We start from the raw sequence: 16,009 nt of genomic DNA, 5'->3' as shown, positions 1-16,009 counted from the left end.
CCTGGAAACAGGGCATTATGTGTTTTCTGCCGCAGATGGCGGATGATTAATCAATCATGGCTCCCCGATCGAGGATCATTGTCTGCCCCTGATCGATATGAAGTGTTAAGCCACTGGTTTTTAATTGTGCATTACGTATACGGATACCCTGTTGGGCATCAATACGAACATTTTCAAAAGTAAAACCACTCAGTGGTGCTTCCGGCACACCAATAATAAAGGCTGCCGCTTTACTGTTACCGGTTGAGGTCAGATTTGATACGGTAATATTGCTGAAGTGCGGGGTTTTCACGCTATCAAATGGTTGTCTGGCATCACTGTCAGGCGGGTAGATTTGCTCACCCAGAGTAAATCCTCCTTCAGCCACCATTTTATCCACTTCAGCCTGTACGATGGGGGCGGCCTGATAGTAGCCAGAAAAAACCAGCGGAACATCGACATCAACCATGGTTATATTGCGATAGATGATGTTCTTCACTTCTCCGCCTTTTCCACGGGGGGATTTTATCCGGATGCCATACATGGAACCGATAAACTGGTTATTTTCCACCAACACATTATTGACGCCGCCGGAGGTTTCACTGCCGATAGAGATACCCCGTCCCTGCAATAGTTTATTATTAGCTATATAGATATTGTCTGCTGTGCCATCAGGATAGCGGGGAGAGGGTTTTTCCGCTTTAATCGCGATATGGTCATCGTTGCAGTCAATGTAGTTATTGGTGATTCTGATATTCCGGCTGTCAATCGGGTCAATAGCATCGGTATTTGGCGCATGCCATGGAGAGGTGATTCTGGTGTTATTCACATCCACATTGCTGGCATCACGCATCACGATGTGAAAGCTGGGTGAGTTAGTCAGGTGAATACCGTCCACCAGAATATTGTTAGCCCGGGTGATATAGATCAGGCGTGGACGGTCGGTCCCTGCCTTTTTTCCTGTGGCCCGGATATTTTCCCGCCATCTTTCCCACCACACCGCCCCCTGGCCATCAATTGTGCCTTCACCGGTAATGGCGACATTGCTGGCATCGGCGATACTGATAAAGGGTAGCCAGCCATTTTCTGCTTCGGCATATCGGCTTTCCTGACTTGCCCGATATGCACTCACTTCACTGGACGCGACGATGGTTGCATTTTTAGCCAGGTTAAGGCGAATATTACTCTTCAAAAATAACGGATTAACCAGATAATTACCCGCAGGAACCTGTACAGTTCCGCCCCCGGCAGCAGCACAATCATTAATCGCTTGCTGGAATGAATCTGTATTTAACGCAATTTGTAAACGATGACCTTCAGCACCATATTGGGTGACATCGCAGACTTTAGCCGGGAACTGGGTTGCAGTGGCGGCAGAAACGCCCCCAATGCTGGCGAACAGGCAGGAGGCGATAGCAGGTAAGGTAAGGCGAGTAAACATGTTAATTCTTTGCTCCGTAAATTAATGAAACACTGTTTCATTAATTTACGGAGTTCAGCGCATGAGAAGAACTATCATGATCACAGTTCTGGATGACCGGTGATCATGACCAGCAAATTTCAGGCGAATGCCCAAAGAATGAGTGGCTATTGCAACAAGTCATTATCCCGTTAACGGTGTTCTTTTTCGTTAAAGTCGTCCCCTTAGAGCTAAAAGAGCTTCTCAGTAATCGTCCCGGGGGGTATTTCTGTCTGGACGGGACCCGTTTCGTCCAGACAGGCATATTAGCCATTAACCCGCTGCCTCGCTTTCGCTGAATCCAGCCCGTCAACGGGCGGATTGATATCCCTGGTGAAGATAAAAGGGCTATTGATCGGTGCGCTTACGGTCGCCCGGCCGGCAGCAATCCGCTGCAGCTCAGCCATACCTTCCTCACGTTCATGGATACCAAACGCCTGCGCCACTGCAAGGTATGACTCGCCGTTGCGCACGCGTTCCCCGGCCGGTCCGGCGACGGCAATCCTCTTCAGCTCGCGCATGGCTTCCTCATATTCGCGGATGCCAAACGCCCCGGCGACCGTCAGGCACGATTCACCGTTGCGCACGCGTTCGCCTGCGGGTCCGCGTGCGGCGATGCGTTTCAGTTCGCGCATCGCGTCTTCGCGCTCGCGGATGCCGTGCATGCGGGCGACGGTGAGACAGGACTCGCCGTTGCGCACGCGCTCAGCGGCCGGACCGCGGACGGCGATGCGCTTCAGTTCGGTCATGGCGTCCTCACGCTCGCGGATACCGCAGGCGAGGCCAACCGCAACACAGGATTCACCGTTGCGCACCCGTTCACCGGCGGGGCCGGCGACGGCAATTTTCTCCAGTTCGCGCATCGCCTGCTCGCGTTCGCGGATGCCAAACGCCTGGGCGACGGTGAGGCACGATTCACCATTGCGCACCCGTGCTCCGGCCGGCCCCCGCACGGCGATGCGCTTCAGCTCTGCCATCGCTTCATCATACTCGCGAAAGCCAAACGCCTGCGCGACCGTCAGGCATGACTCACCCTGGTTGACGCGTTCCCCGGCAGGCCCCTGCACAGCGATTCGCTTCAGCTCCGCCATGGCCTCCTCACGCTCGCGGATACCCTGTTCGCGGGCGACGGTGAGACAGGACTCGCCGCTGCGGACGCGTTCCCCGGCGGGCCCGGCGACGGCAATCATCTCCAGCTCGCACATCGCCTGTTCACGTTCACGAATGCCAAACGCCTGGGCGACGGTGAGGCATGATTCACCGTTGCGGACACGTTCTCCGGCGCGGCCGCGGACGGCGATGCGCTTCAGTTCGGCCATAACTTCCTCATGTTCGCGAATACCCTGTTCGCCAGCGACGGTGAGACAGGACTCACCGTTATGGACGCGCGCTCCAGCATGCCCGCGAACGGCGATGCGCTTCAGTTCGGTCATCGCCTCCTCACGCTCGCGGATGCCGCAGGCGAGACCAACAGCAATACAGGATTCGCCGTTGCGGACACGTTCCCCGGCGGGTCCGGCGACGGCAATTCTCTCCAGTTCACGCATCGCCTGTTCGCTTTCGCGGATGCCAAATGCCTGGGCGACCGTCAGGCATGACTCACCGTTGCGCACCCGTTCCCCGGCCGGCCCCTGTACGGCGATGCGCTTCAGTTCGGTCATCGCGTCCTCGCGTTCGCGGATGCCGGATGCGAGGCCAACCGTCAGGCATGACTCGCCGTTGCGCACCCGTTCCCCGGCCGGCCCGTAGACGGCGATGTGTTTCAGCGCGGTCATGGCGTCCTCGCGTTCGCGGATACCGGATACCAGGCCAACCGCAAGACATGATTCACCGCAGCGGACGCTTTCGCCGGCGTGGCTCTCTACGGCAATGTTTTCCAGTTCGCGCATCGCCTCTTCACGCTCGCGAATACCAAACGCCAGCGCCACGGCAAGGCATGACTCGCCGTTGCGCACCCGTTCCCCGGCCGGCCCCTGCACGGCGATACGCTTCAGTTCCGCCATGGCTTCCTCACGCTCACGAATGCCAAACGCCAGCGCGACAGTGAGGCAAGACTCGCCGTTGCGCACCCGTTCGCCAGCGGGGCCGGCGACGGCAATCATTTTCAGTGCGGTCATGGCGTCCTCGCGCTCGCGGATACCGGATGCCAGGCCAACGGTCAGGCATGACTCACCGTTGCGAACCCGTTCGCCGGCGGGTCCGGCGACGGCAATATTTTCCAGTTCACGCATCGCCTGCTCGCGCTCGCGGATACCAAACGCCTGGGCGACGCTCAGGCACGATTCGCCGTTGCGCACCCGTTCGCCGGCGGGACCGGCGACGGCAATCATTTTCAGTGCGGCCATCGCTTCTTCACGCTCGCGGATACCAAATGCGAGGCCAACCGTCAGGCATGACTCGCCGTTGCGGACGCGTTTGCCGGCCGGCCCGGCGACGGCAATCCGTTTAAGTGCGTCCATCGCCTGTTCGCGCTCGCGGATACCCTGTTCGCGGGCGACAGTGAGGCATGACTCGCCGTTGCTGACGCGTTTGCCGGCAAGACCGGCGACGGCGATTTTCTCCAGCTCGCGCATTGCCTCTGCGTATTCACCGATGCCATATGCCCGGGCAACGGTGAGACAGGACTCGCCGTTGCGGACACGTTCCCTGGCTGGTGCCGGGACGGTGATCGTTTTCAATCCGGTTATAGCGTCATCTTTTGCCAGGTAAACCGGGTCCTGTTGAAGGAAAAACGGTACCACTGTGTCCGGATCAGGGGGGGCAGGCAACAAGCGGGTACTGGCGCCCGCGGTTGCGGTAAGTGTCGCTACCTGCGGATGGAACCTGTGAACCTGACCTTCATTCCATATGGCGAGAGCCTTACCAATGATATGGCGCTCGGCGATGACATCGCGAATGAATAGTTGCTGCGCTAAAATCAGCCGCAGTTGGGACAGCAACTGATTACCCTGAGTGGACGAGAATCTGTCGTGCTGAGAATGTGCTGGGCGAACCATTTAATGTAGTCCTGAAAAAAACAATTATCGGAAATATGCGTTTTTCGCATCTTTTATCATCTGCCTCTGTTTACCGCGATCCCGCTGCTGTGAAGCGGTTACACCACGGACGGGCGACTGAGTTTTCTTTCTGCCGGCGGCGTGTCTTGTATCCGCAGACATCATCAGTAATCTGACTTTTTTCTGAGTTCTTCGGTTTTAGCGCGTGCTTCGGCGAGTGACGGGTCAGATGGTCGATTCCGAACTGCCCGGGAGAGGGGGTATCAGCTGATGTCCACTATGCTTCTCTGCGTTCGTCTGGCTCCTGCATCATCAGCGTGATAACCACGCCTGTTTGTTCTCTGAGATCACTGCACGGTTAAAACTCAGGCCCACCTTAGTCGGACTCTGTCCGGCATAAAGTCAAATTTTAGGTAGCATATCGCTTATAAAACTAAATTTTTGTTCTAAAAAATGCGATCGGCGCCAATGTACTACAAACCCTATGGTTATTGGGTCGTGGGTATGTAATTTTCCGGTAAAAAATTAATAAAAACAGTGTGTTATTGTATGTTTGTAGTTAATGAAATATTAATTTTATGTTGGGCTGTGTGGGCGGGTTCTTATGCATCCCTGCCTGGTGGCGGGATATATGCGAGGCACAGTTTGCGGGTTCTGCGGCAGGTGTCACCTTGTCATATTTTCCCCGATTCAGGGGGTATCGGAAAATTAGCGCTGGTGGTGGTTGCGCCGAATCCGGTCGTGGATTTCCCACCTGGCCTTATGCACTTATTATTCATATATTTTGAATGATAACAGCAAAATGTTCAGCTTTTCGCCAGCGAGTGACAGGTCTATTATTTATCACATCAGGGCGAGACGCCCTTTCCTGATAAAAATACCTGAGGATTATAACCATGAAATCAGTCAAAACTTTCGTTGTAGTTGCCGCACTCTCCCTGACCTCTTTCGGCAGTTTTGCCCAGAGCATCAGCGCCACCGGCAGCAGCCTGGACGCCGCTGAATCGGCTATTGCCGCCAAAGCTCAGGAAGCAGGCGCAAATTACAAGATCACCAGCGCGCTGGCGAATAATCGCGTGTATATGACGGCTGAACTGACCAAATAAATCTGACGACCTTCCGGAAGAGTCGGGAAAACGACTTTTCCGGGTCAGATGCGATGAAGACCGCCCTGTTAATAGCAGGGCGGTTTTGTTTTGTCAGGGTCAGGCCAGTGGCATGGTATGTCAGGATGCAGAAGGAAGATCCATCATGTTAATCTCCTCAATATGTCGTTGATTCAGGTTAATCTGGCACTGAGCAATATATAACTGGTAATCGTAAGCATCTTCGTCAAGTTCGGTTGCCACTGCGAGGCATAATTCATCCCGGTACTCTTTCCATTTGTTCTGTGCAGCCATAAATCGTCGGCTATAGACCTCTCCGGATGTTTCTTTGGCATCCGCTTTACCATTAAAGGGAGCGAGATTATTTGCTTTTATTCTTTTATTTGTTTCGGAAATTAATGAATCTATTTTTTTATCGCTTTCTTGCCTTTTTTTAAAAAGGCAGTCTTCTTGCGCATAACGGTCTGTGTTATTAAAAAAACAGTCCCTCGCTTCTTTTCCTTCATGTAAAGCAGCAGATCCGGCATCAGGAAAGAGTGAAGATAAGGCGATGGTGGTAATTAGCAAGCATCTCATTGCAGATACCTTATTCTTTTTCTGTGCGATTCAAATCTCATGTAGTACATGTCATTTGGTCTGTTGGTTTCCGGCGTCGATCATCAGATGCTGAAGTGTTTTTACCTCGTCAGGATTACTGGCGGCGCAGGCTCCCACACTGGAAGAAAGGCGGAAGACCCGTGGGGAAGGCGGATGTCGGTGAATCATTTTGCTCTCCTTTGCATTGGCCGCACGGACTTATGCGGCAGATGTCCTTACATCTCAGCGTTCACGCTTAATAAGGCGATAATTCCCCGGAATGATTAAATTAATAATAATTCTATTTATATGTATTTTTTGATGTTATGGCCTGTGCGGAACTATATTTCAGCGCGGTAATAAGTGCAGGCGAATTTTATTTTTTGGTGGCGATTTTGTGCCAGATATCACATTGTCATCTTCTCCCGGTGTCGGCGGTTGTGCGCTGCAGCTGGCCCAGTCTTTCAGTCTGGTGCCTGGTTATGTTTGTTCATATATTTTGAATGACAACAGCAAAATGTTCAGCTTTTCGCCAGCGAGCAACAGGTCTATTATTTATCACATCAGGGCGAAACGCCCTTTCCTGATAAAAATACCTGAGGATTATAACCATGAAATCAGTCAAAACTTTCGTTGTAGTTGCCGCGCTCTCCCTGGCCTCTTTCGGCAGTTTTGCCCAGAGCATCAGCGCCACCGGCAGCAGCCTGGACGCCGCTGAATCGGCTATTGCCGCCAAAGCGCAGGAAGCAGGCGCAAATTACAAGATCACCAGCGCGCTGGCGAATAATCGCGTGTATATGACGGCTGAACTGACCAAATAAATCTGACGACCTTCCGGAAGAGTCGGGAAAACGACTTTTCCGGGTCAGATGCGATGAAGACCGCCCTGTTAATAGCAGGGCGGTTTTGTTTTTTCAGAAACAGAGATACTTTGTTTTGCGCCTGGATGCTCAGGAAAGAGGTAATAAACTATCTGTTATCTACCGGCTAATTTACCGGTATGTACGACTATATTAGTTGCTTTGGTTATAGGCATACAGGCAAATGCTTTTGCCAGTCAGATCCTGAACTGGTCTAAATTCTTTTTCTCCATATACCCTCCGCCGCTGTGGTCAGAGTGTATTGCAATGAGCAAACAGTTGATCAGCCCAATAATTCCCGTAGGTGCTGTGCAAGCTGTTCAGCGGTTTTCTCTTCGGTAGCTGCATCCACAGTCAAATTTTCCAGAGTACGGTCATTATCCTGAATACGGATACCGTTGCGGTTGAGTTTCTTCATTGGCTGATGGTTATCCTGTTTCCAGCGTTCAGCATCTTCCTGAGAAGCTGGGTGGGTGCCAGCATGATCCTTCTCCATGCCAGTAGTCGTTTTATGACGATAGTCTGTTGCCGACATATTCATTTCCCCCATTCTTACATCAGCAGATGACAGTGGCCAATGAGATATGCGTTTTGGTGAGTGAGGAACAGGCCAGCAACTGGCGCTGGACACGCAGCAACCTGTCGGCTGAAAATTGCCTTCTGTGTTGTAAATCGTATTAATAATCATAACCTTATGTTGTGTATTAAGTGGGGGTTTAACAACGATGCCGACTGTTAAAAAGCGGTTTATTTAGCAAAAGCTTTATTAAAGACTTCTTTAATAACTTGTGCTGTATTAAAGTAAAGTTTAATACAGCTGGTTTTATTAAAGAGTTATTTAATAGCGGCAGGCATGATCAAGGGATGCTTTAACAGCATCTACGCCTGTTAAAGGAGTTTAAATGAGCCGTACTTGCGGAAAATTTATCGTGACACAAAGTCACGATGAGACGGTCAATGCGTTTGTACCTGCTCCCTTACCTCCGGCATCCCCCGTTCTGGATCCGGCTTCGTATGTGGAGCTGAATGAAAAAGCAGAAAAGGCGCTGGCAAGATTATCTGGTATGTCGGGACTTGTGGCTTCCAGTGAATGGCTCGTTTATAGCGCCATACGTAAGGAAGCATTGCTGACTTCCCAGCTCGAAGGAACTCAGGCCACCCTCACTGATATTTTCGATGAAGAGGCTGGTCTGGCCGTCACCAATGTTGATGATGTCGGGGAAGTCACAAACTACCTGCAGGCGTTTAAATTCGCTCGTGGTCATCTGAGTTCAGAAAAGGGGCTACCGGTTTGCGTTCGTCTGTTGATGGAGGCTCATCAGGTGCTACTATCCGGTGCCAGAGGGACAACTAAGCAACCAGGCGAAGTTCGGACAACCCAAAACTGGATAGGAGGGACAAGACCAGGTAACGCAGCATATGTTCCACCACCTGCCGACCTGCTGGGAGAACTGTTATCTGATCTCGAAAAATTTATCCATGAGCCGAATCCATCCTTGCCACCTTTGGTGCGAATTGCACTGGTGCATGCTCAGTTCGAAACTATTCACCCTTTCCTCAATGGGAACGGGCGGATTGGCCGCTTGTTGATAGCCATACTGCTGGAAGAGTGGCAGTTGTTGCGGGAACCACTGCTGTACGTTTCAGGGTACTTGAAACAACACCAGGTGCATTATTACCACTGTCTGACAGAAGTCAGGAGTAATGGGAACTGGGAGCAATGGGTTGAATTTTTCCTCGAAACCGTTCAGCTGTCCGCAGAGGAAGCAGAGCAAAACATCATCAGAATTGCCACACTGATTGCTGATGACAGGAAAAAGGCTCTTGCTATGCCTACAACATCACTCCATACCATGCGCCTGTTTGAGTTTTTGCCCACGATGCCAAAGCTGACTGTTGATCATGCCGCTGAATTATTAAGTGTTTCTTTCCCAACAGCTAATGCTGCTGTACAGGGTCTCGTTACTGCCGGAATTTTGCGTGAGACGACGGGAAGAACACGCGGGAGAAGCTACGTGTATCATCATTACGTGGAGATTCTACGTAACGATTAAAAAAACCATCAATGATTTTAGGGCATAGTGTAGTGATACACGATGAGACAATGTGATAAAGAAATAGCCCTATGATACGGGCTATTAGGAGTGATTTTAACTTTGATGAGACAACGCGAGATCGCGTGAAACGTTACTCAATATTCTGAATCTGCTCACGCATCTGCTCGATCAGCACCTTTAACTCGATAGCTGAAGTGGTGATATCGGCATTTATCGATTTAGACGCCAGAGTGTTCGACTCGCGGTTAAACTCCTGCATCATAAAGTCGAGACGACGGCCAACCGCTTCTTTCTTGCTCAGGATGTTATAGGTCTCTTTTACGTGCGCTTCCAGGCGATCCAGCTCTTCCGCCACATCGATGCGCTGCGCCATCATTACCAGTTCCTGCTCCAGACGGTTGTTTTCCAGCTGAACTTCCGCTTCTTCCAGTTTGGCGACCAGGCGTTCACGCTGCCATTTCACGACTTCCGGCATCAGCGCCCGTACTTTGGTCACTTCGCCGCTGACACCTTCCAGCCGCTGTACAATCATCGCTTTCAGCGCGGTACCTTCGCTTTCACGGGCGATGATAAATTCATCAATTGCGCCATCCAGCGCCTGCAGCAGTTCGGCGGTGATCGCATCCAGATCCTGCTCTTTGGCCGACATCACACCAGGCCAGCGCAGAATATCGAGCGGGTTAATCTCGCCTTCATCGCTCTGCATTTTCACCCAGTTGGCCGCCTGTACCAGCTGTTTAGCCAGCGGTTCATTCAGCAGCAGTGAGCTTTGTGCGCTCGGGTCAGCATCGAAACGCAGATTGCATTCGATTTTGCCACGCGTCAGGCGATTACGCAGACGTTCGCGGATCACCGGTTCCAGGCTGCGGAACTGCTCCGGTAAACGAATATAGGTTTCCAGGTAGCGCTGATTAACGGAACGGAGTTCCCAGGCGGCGCTGCCCCATTCGCCTTTGGTTTCACGCCGTGCATAGGCGGTCATACTGCGGATCATTTTGCGTACCTGTGTCAGAGAAATATGGGGGAATTATAGCGATGCCCGCGGATGCATGATAGGTATTCGTTCCTTTAGCGCAATGCCGGTCACTTTGGCTATGGCGTTTTTGCTGCCAGCTTTTATCATGGGTTGGTGATAGCAATTGATTCTAATAAGGGATGGCGATGAAAATAACAACTAATCCGCGTGGTGCAAAAGTGATGATGATTGCCGCCGCACTACTGTTGAGCGGCTGCGTGGCGTCACCAAAAAGCGTGACGGCGCCGCCGGCAGCAGCCTGTGTCAAAGGCGATGCCATGACGCAAACGACACTCTACTTCGGGCTTAATCGCCCATCCGGCCCGGTGATTAGCGCCGCCGAGTGGCAGGCATTTATTGATAATGATGTCACGCCAAAGTTTAAAGATGGATTGTCGGTATTTGAGGCGAAAGGACAATGGCTGGGTAATGATGGCAAACTGGCACGTGAAAACAGCAAAGCACTGCTATTGATTCACGCACCAGATAAAGAGAGCGAAACACGTATTGAACTACTGCGCAGCATCTACAAACAGCGTTTCACCCAGGATTCGGTGATGCGGGTTGATGCGCCGGTTTGCGTCGCGTTCTGATCCAGGCGGGCGGCATAAATGCCGCCCGTACAGACAGGTTACAGCATCAGTCCGGCAAAGGCCGCGGACAGCAGGCTGACCAGTGTGGCGCCGTAGACCAGTTTCAAGCCAAAGCGTGAAACCACGTTGCCTTGCTGCTCGTTCAGACCTTTGATCGCTCCCGCGACAATGCCGATGGATGCAAAGTTAGCAAAGGAGACGAGAAACACCGAAAGGATCCCTAAACCGCGCGGCGTCATTTCCGCAGCGACTTTTTTCAGTTCAATCATGGCGACAAATTCGTTGGCTACCAGCTTGGTTGCCATAATGCTGGCGGCCTGCAGGGCGTCCTGAGCAGGAATACCGACCAGCCAGGCAAACGGGTAAAACACATAGCCGAGAATTTGCTGGAAGCTAACGCCGAATACCGCCGCAAACAGCGCGTTTACCGCGGCGATCAGGGCAATAAAACCCACTAACATCGCCAGAATAATCATCGCTACTTTAAAACCGGCGAGGATATATTCGCCGAGCATTTCAAAGAAACTCTGATCTTCATGCAGCTTATCCAGCCGGATATCGGGTTCATCACCGGCGGGTGTCGGGTTAATTATCGACAGCACAATAAAGGTGCTGAACATATTCAGAATTAACGCCGCAACGACATATTTCGCATCAATCATCGTCATATAGGCGCCGACAATCGACAGGGAAACCGTCGACATCGCGGTGGCCGCCATTGAATAGAGACGACGTGGCGAGATATCCGCAAGAATACCTTTATAGGCGATAAAGTTCTCTGACTGCCCGAGGATCAGGGTGCTGACGGCGTTAAATGACTCCAGCTTACCCATGCCGTTAACCTTCGACAGCAAAGTACCCACCAGGCGAATCAACAGCGGCAGAATCCGCCAGTGCTGCAAAATCCCAATCAGCGCCGAAATAAAGATGATCGGGCAAAGTACGCCAAGGAAGATAAACGCCAGACCTTGTGCGCTCATACCGCCAAAAACGAAATCCGAACCCTGGGCGGCAAAAGTAAGCAGCGTTTCGAAGAAACCGGCAACATGCTGCACTACCCATAAGCCGCTGGCGGCGTGTAAAAAGAACCAGGCCAGCGCAGTTTCAATCACCAGCAGCTGCACGATATAGCGCAGGCGAATTTTTTTGCGGTCAGTGCTGACCAGTAACGCCAGGGCGAAAATAACCACCAGCGCCAGAATAAAATGTAAAAGGTTTGGCATATAAAGTTCAGATTGCGGGGGGAAAGACGCATTTATACATAGTTCGCGGCTTTTTTCATTAACTCTCTGTTTACGGAATTTAAAAAATATTGCGCTAAGCCGTTGGTAGGCAGCAGCGCATGAAGCCCGTATAATGCGCAGCCAATATAAGCAAGCCGGAGAGAAACCATGCGTCCAGCAGGCCGTAGCGCACAACAGGTGCGTCCCGTCACATTGACACGTCACTACACCAAACATGCAGAAGGTTCTGTGCTGGTTGAATTCGGCGATACAAAAGTATTGTGCACCGCCACCATTGAAGAAGGCGTGCCGCGTTTTCTGAAAGGTCAGGGGCAGGGGTGGGTCACCGCGGAATACGGTATGTTACCGCGCGCCACCCATAGCCGTAACGCACGTGAAGCCGCCAAAGGTAAGCAGGGCGGTCGCACCCTTGAGATTCAGCGTCTGATTGCCCGCTCACTGCGCGCAGCCATCGATCTGAAAGCACTGGGTGAATTCACCATCACTCTGGACTGCGATGTGTTGCAGGCCGACGGTGGTACCCGTACCGCATCGATTACCGGCGCCTGCGTTGCGCTGGCCGATGCGCTGAATCATCTGGTGGCGCAAGGCAAACTGAAAGCCAACCCGATGAAAGGGATGGTTGCGGCGATTTCCGTCGGGATTGTTAACGGTGAAGCGCTGTGCGACCTTGAGTATGTGGAAGACTCTGCCGCTGAAACCGATATGAATGTGGTGATGACCGAAGATGGTCGTATGATCGAAGTTCAGGGAACGGCCGAAGGCGAGCCGTTCAGCCACGACGAGCTGCTCAGGCTACTTGAGCTGGCGCGGGGCGGTATTGATAGCTTAATTCAGGCGCAAAAAGCGGCGCTGGCAAGCTGATTTCTACAGGCGACCTGAGAGTCGCCTTTTTTATGCAAAAATGTTGAGGAGAGAGCGATGAAACCCTGGCAGCGTCAATTTATCGAGTTTGCACTAAACAAACAGGTATTAAAGTTTGGTGAATTCACCCTGAAATCAGGCCGTAAAAGCCCTTATTTCTTCAACGCCGGACTGTTTAATACCGGACGCGATCTGGCCCTGCTGGGGCGTTTCTACGCACAGGCGCTGGTTGATGCAAAAATTGATTTTGACCTGCTATTTGGCCCGGCTTACAAAGGTATCCCGATAGCTACCACCACCGCTGTGGCGCTGGCCGATCATCATGAGCGTGATGTGCCATACTGCTTTAATCGTAAAGAAGCCAAAGATCACGGCGAAGGCGGCATGCTGGTTGGTAGCCCCCTGCAGGGCCGTATTATGCTGGTGGATGATGTGATTACCGCTGGCACGGCGATTCGTGAATCAATGGAGATTATTGCCGCCCATGGCGCGACGCTGGCGGGCGTGCTGATTTCACTGGACCGCCAGGAACGCGGACGTGGGGCGATCTCTGCGATTCAGGAAGTTGAGCGCGATTATCAGTGTCAGGTTATCTCCATTATCACCCTGAAGGATTTGATCGCCTATCTCGAAGAGAAGCCGGAAATGGCCGATCATCTGGCGGCGGTACGTGCTTATCAGAAAGAGTACGGTATCTGATCACCAGCCCTGACTGGCGCGGAGAATAACGCGTGGAAAACCATTTATATGCAGGAAAAGCAGCCACCGCAGTCGGTCGTGCGGTGCGACGGTTACAGTCTCAGGGCCTGATTTCCCCCGCGTCGCATCATGCCATTCTGCAGGCGGCAGGCGCGCGGCCGGATGCGCAGGGATGGCTGCTGTTTCTGCGCGCCACCTTTGCGCTGATAGGTACCCTGGCGCTGGTTTGCGGGGTGATGTTCTTTTTTGCCTGGAACTGGCATACGCTGCCGCGTCTGGTGAAATTTGCGCTGGTCGAGGGCATGATTATCGCGCTGGCGGTCGTGGTGTGGTGGCGTTGGGCGCAAAATAGCGCCCGGCTGGCGCTGATCGCCATTGGCATGCTGATCGGCGTACTGTTTGCTGTCTACGGACAGATCTACCAGACCGGGGCCGGGAGCTGGACACTATTCCGTGCCTGGGCGCTGGCGCTGTTTGCCTTAGCCTGTTTTGCCCGGGTCACCGCACTCTGGTTTCTCTGCTGGCTGGTGGCGAATGTCGCCTTCTTATTGCGGCTTGATGGCTGGCAGGATTTCCCTTTTAACGATAATTTCAGCCTGATTTATCAGCTCTTCCTGCTGACCGTTACCGCGGTCTGGTTTGCCCTCACCCGCCGCAACAACGGGTTGTTTCGGGTGATGGTGTTCTGGACGTTGCTCATCCTGACGCTGGCCACCGGCAGTGAACTGTTTGGCGATCGTCATTCCTCCGGGCTGCTTAGCCCGTTACTCTGGCTGGCACTGCTGGCGGCAGGGTATCTGCTGTTTTATCGTCGTCAGCGCGATCTGTTTATTCTCACCTGTGGCTTATTCAGCATCTGTTTTTTACTGGTGGCAGGCGTGATTCGGTTGTTTATTGAGGTCAATATTATTCTGACCTTAGTGGCGGCGCTGGTGGTGCTGTGTCTCTGCGCTGCGCAGGCCAGTCGCTGGATTATGAAGCTGCGTGCGGAAAATCCAGACCAATTGCAACCGGACGACCGTAGCGAGCAGCAGGCGATCTGGCTGCGGTTGCAGCAGCAGTCGTTACTGACGTCGCAACAGATTGAGCTGTTGCAGCAGGATAAAAATGACGAGTTACCCTGGTATGTTCGCGTCGCGCTGATATTAAGCGGCTGGTTTGCCGGCGTAATGGCTTTTGCGCTGCTGGTTGCGGCGTGCTTTCTCTATGGCGTGTTCGATCAGTTTAATGTGGTGACGTTTGTGGTTATCGCGCTGGTCAGCGGTATTCCCGGCTGGCTGTTTTTAGCTAAATCCGGCCTTGCGCAACAGCAGATCGGTCTCTCCTGGGCAATTGCCTGCACCTTTAGCAGCTGTGTGGCGGTGGCGCTGTGGATCGATGACCGCAACTGGATCAGCGGTCAGATGTGTCTGTCATTTGTGCCTGTGCTGGCGCTGCTGTTTATCCTGTTCCGTCATAACTTTTACCGCTTCCTTAATAGCGCGGCGCTGATATTTTTCCTCGTCAGTGGCTTAACCTGGTTTACCAGTAGTCTGCCGGTCGTGGGGACCGCGCTGATCATCCTTGGCGTGGTGCTGGTGGGGGTTGACGATCGCTACAGCTGGCGCTTTCGCCCCAGTCTGTTAGGGATAAGTAGTGGTCTGCTGGCGCTCTGTTTTTATGGTTCACTACCGATGGAAAGTCTGGCGTTGATCGAGGATGTGGCGCCGCGCGGCGGCGATTTTTCCACCCTCAATGAGGGGATTGCGGCCGGATTGCTGATTACCGCCCTGATCCTCGGCCGACGTGAAGGGATGCCGGGCGCCTGGCAGCTGTTGCTGATCGCCACGGTGCTGGCAGCGATGAGCCTGTTTGCCCCGGGTATCGCGCTGGCATGGTTGCTGCTGCTGCTGGCGCGCTATCAGAACAGCAAAGTGCTGATGCTGGTTTCCGCCGTGCTATTGGTGCTGTACACCCTCGACTGGTATTACTTCCTCGGTATTTCACTGCTGGATAAAGCGCTGATGCTGTTTGGCGCCGGGGCGCTGTTGCTGCTGATTGCCATGCTGGCGCACCGACGTTTACAGGCAGGTGACTATGCGTAAGGGGTTGCTGTTTGCCGTACTGCTGTTGACGTTACTGGCAACGAATCTGGCGATTTATCAGAAGGAGCAGCTATTAGCGCATGGCAGCGTGGTGCGGCTGGCACTGGCGCCGGTTGATCCGCGGGCGCTGATGCAGGGCGATTATATGGCGCTGAATTATGCGTTGAATAACCGCTTATCCGCTGATGCGCTGCCGGAAAATCGGCGTTTAATTATCACGCTCAATGGCCAGCAAGTGGCGACTGACGCCGTGTGGGATCACGGTCAGCCGCTCAACGCTGACCAGCATTACCTGCTGGCGCATCGGGGTAATCAGGGGCTCGGTATTGCCAGTGATGCGTGGTTTTTCGAAGAGGGGCATGCGGAGAATTTTGCCGTCGCCCGCTTTGGCGAATTGCGGGTGGCGCAGGATGGTACGGCGCTGCTGGTGGCATTACTGGATGACCAGTTACGCCCCTTACCGACAGCGCCGTAGCA

The 16,009-nt window shown here is 52.9% G+C and carries 14 protein-coding genes; 8 read left to right on the top strand and 6 right to left on the bottom strand.

The features are described from left to right. Nucleotides 1-46 precede the first annotated feature (46 nt). Both JWF83_RS23050 and JWF83_RS23045 read right to left on the bottom strand, forming a co-directional pair. Nucleotides 47-1,420 carry a glycoside hydrolase family 28 protein gene (locus JWF83_RS23050; RefSeq protein WP_413652841.1) on the bottom strand — a complete coding sequence of 458 codons (1,374 nt, stop codon included), beginning with the start codon at nucleotides 1,418-1,420 and terminating at the stop codon, nucleotides 47-49. A gap of 284 nt (nucleotides 1,421-1,704) precedes the next feature. Continuing rightward, nucleotides 1,705-4,434, bottom strand: a complete 2,730-nt coding sequence (locus JWF83_RS23045) for a hypothetical protein (RefSeq protein WP_413652840.1) — start codon at nucleotides 4,432-4,434, stop codon at nucleotides 1,705-1,707. 896 nt (nucleotides 4,435-5,330) lie between these two features. Here JWF83_RS23045 and JWF83_RS23040 point away from each other — a divergent pair. Continuing rightward, nucleotides 5,331-5,540 (top strand): YdgH/BhsA/McbA-like domain containing protein, encoded by a 210-nt coding sequence (locus JWF83_RS23040; protein WP_413652839.1) that lies wholly within the window; start codon nucleotides 5,331-5,333, stop codon nucleotides 5,538-5,540. Nucleotides 5,541-5,660: 120 nt separating this feature from the next. Here the strand turns inward: JWF83_RS23040 and JWF83_RS23035 are convergent, their stop codons facing one another. Next, a complete protein-coding gene (locus JWF83_RS23035) occupies nucleotides 5,661-6,116 on the bottom strand; it encodes a lysozyme inhibitor LprI family protein (RefSeq protein WP_413652838.1) in 456 nt (151 codons plus the stop codon). Nucleotides 6,117-6,727: 611 nt separating this feature from the next. On the opposite strand from JWF83_RS23035, the gene JWF83_RS23030 reads away from it, so the two are divergent. Further along, nucleotides 6,728-6,937, top strand: coding sequence for a YdgH/BhsA/McbA-like domain containing protein (locus tag JWF83_RS23030; protein ID WP_413652837.1), 210 nt, complete (start codon nucleotides 6,728-6,730; stop codon nucleotides 6,935-6,937). A gap of 322 nt (nucleotides 6,938-7,259) precedes the next feature. On the opposite strand, the gene JWF83_RS23025 is transcribed toward JWF83_RS23030, so the two are convergent. Next, entirely contained in the window at nucleotides 7,260-7,511 is a 252-nt protein-coding gene (locus JWF83_RS23025) for a hypothetical protein (RefSeq protein ID WP_413652836.1), read from the bottom strand. Between the two features lie 367 nt (nucleotides 7,512-7,878). Between JWF83_RS23025 and JWF83_RS23020 the strand changes: the two genes are divergently transcribed. Then, a complete protein-coding gene (locus JWF83_RS23020; RefSeq protein WP_413652835.1) occupies nucleotides 7,879-9,030 on the top strand; it encodes a Fic family protein in 1,152 nt (383 codons plus the stop codon). Nucleotides 9,031-9,163: 133 nt separating this feature from the next. Here JWF83_RS23020 and JWF83_RS23015 read toward each other — a convergent pair whose 3' ends face one another. Further along, on the bottom strand, nucleotides 9,164-10,027 hold the full coding sequence (locus tag JWF83_RS23015) for a YicC/YloC family endoribonuclease (protein WP_413652834.1): 864 nt from the start codon (nucleotides 10,025-10,027) through the stop codon (nucleotides 9,164-9,166). Nucleotides 10,028-10,194: 167 nt separating this feature from the next. On the opposite strand from JWF83_RS23015, the gene JWF83_RS23010 reads away from it, so the two are divergent. After that, complete coding sequence (locus JWF83_RS23010; RefSeq protein WP_413652833.1) at nucleotides 10,195-10,641, top strand: DUF3574 domain-containing protein; 447 nt, start codon at nucleotides 10,195-10,197, stop codon at nucleotides 10,639-10,641. 38 nt (nucleotides 10,642-10,679) lie between these two features. Here the strand turns inward: JWF83_RS23010 and JWF83_RS23005 are convergent, their stop codons facing one another. Beyond that, the gene (locus JWF83_RS23005; protein WP_413652832.1) at nucleotides 10,680-11,864 is read right to left on the bottom strand and encodes a NupC/NupG family nucleoside CNT transporter; all 1,185 of its coding nucleotides are present in this window, start codon (nucleotides 11,862-11,864) and stop codon (nucleotides 10,680-10,682) included. Between the two features lie 168 nt (nucleotides 11,865-12,032). Here JWF83_RS23005 and rph point away from each other — a divergent pair, with 168 nt between their 5' ends. Genes rph through JWF83_RS22985 form a run of 4 tightly spaced genes read left to right on the top strand, consistent with a single transcriptional unit; the run spans nucleotide 12,033 to nucleotide 16,007 of the window. Continuing rightward, nucleotides 12,033-12,749, top strand: coding sequence for a ribonuclease PH (gene rph, locus JWF83_RS23000; RefSeq protein ID WP_413652831.1), 717 nt, complete (start codon nucleotides 12,033-12,035; stop codon nucleotides 12,747-12,749). 57 nt (nucleotides 12,750-12,806) lie between these two features. After that, nucleotides 12,807-13,448 carry an orotate phosphoribosyltransferase gene (gene pyrE / locus JWF83_RS22995; RefSeq protein WP_413652830.1) on the top strand — a complete coding sequence of 214 codons (642 nt, stop codon included), beginning with the start codon at nucleotides 12,807-12,809 and terminating at the stop codon, nucleotides 13,446-13,448. 32 nt (nucleotides 13,449-13,480) lie between these two features. Beyond that, the gene (locus JWF83_RS22990; protein ID WP_413652829.1) at nucleotides 13,481-15,532 is read left to right on the top strand and encodes a DUF2157 domain-containing protein; all 2,052 of its coding nucleotides are present in this window, start codon (nucleotides 13,481-13,483) and stop codon (nucleotides 15,530-15,532) included. Continuing rightward, complete coding sequence (locus JWF83_RS22985; protein WP_413652828.1) at nucleotides 15,519-16,007, top strand: GDYXXLXY domain-containing protein; 489 nt, start codon at nucleotides 15,519-15,521, stop codon at nucleotides 16,005-16,007. Before JWF83_RS22990 ends, JWF83_RS22985 begins: the two co-directional genes overlap by 14 nt. Nucleotides 16,008-16,009 lie beyond the last annotated feature (2 nt).

This window comes from Pantoea sp. B65 (assembly GCF_047308185.1).
Classification (GTDB): Bacteria; Pseudomonadota; Gammaproteobacteria; order Enterobacterales; family Enterobacteriaceae; genus Erwinia.
Note: the sequence above shows the minus strand (reverse complement) of the source record. Positions and strands in the feature narration are given on the sequence as shown.

Excerpts from the sequence above, each read along its gene's own strand:
- JWF83_RS23050 (WP_413652841.1), bottom strand. The coding sequence starts at position 1,420 with ATGTTTACTCGCCTTACCTTACCTGCTATCGCCTCCTGCCTGTTCGCC.
- JWF83_RS23045 (WP_413652840.1), bottom strand. The coding sequence starts at position 4,434 with ATGGTTCGCCCAGCACATTCTCAGCACGACAGATTCTCGTCCACTCAG.
- JWF83_RS23040 (WP_413652839.1), top strand. The coding sequence starts at position 5,331 with ATGAAATCAGTCAAAACTTTCGTTGTAGTTGCCGCACTCTCCCTGACC.
- JWF83_RS23035 (WP_413652838.1), bottom strand. The coding sequence starts at position 6,116 with ATGAGATGCTTGCTAATTACCACCATCGCCTTATCTTCACTCTTTCCT.
- JWF83_RS23030 (WP_413652837.1), top strand. The coding sequence starts at position 6,728 with ATGAAATCAGTCAAAACTTTCGTTGTAGTTGCCGCGCTCTCCCTGGCC.
- JWF83_RS23025 (WP_413652836.1), bottom strand. The coding sequence starts at position 7,511 with ATGTCGGCAACAGACTATCGTCATAAAACGACTACTGGCATGGAGAAG.
- JWF83_RS23020 (WP_413652835.1), top strand. The coding sequence starts at position 7,879 with ATGAGCCGTACTTGCGGAAAATTTATCGTGACACAAAGTCACGATGAG.
- JWF83_RS23015 (WP_413652834.1), bottom strand. The coding sequence starts at position 10,027 with ATGATCCGCAGTATGACCGCCTATGCACGGCGTGAAACCAAAGGCGAA.
- JWF83_RS23010 (WP_413652833.1), top strand. The coding sequence starts at position 10,195 with ATGAAAATAACAACTAATCCGCGTGGTGCAAAAGTGATGATGATTGCC.
- JWF83_RS23005 (WP_413652832.1), bottom strand. The coding sequence starts at position 11,864 with ATGCCAAACCTTTTACATTTTATTCTGGCGCTGGTGGTTATTTTCGCC.
- rph (WP_413652831.1), top strand. The coding sequence starts at position 12,033 with ATGCGTCCAGCAGGCCGTAGCGCACAACAGGTGCGTCCCGTCACATTG.
- pyrE (WP_413652830.1), top strand. The coding sequence starts at position 12,807 with ATGAAACCCTGGCAGCGTCAATTTATCGAGTTTGCACTAAACAAACAG.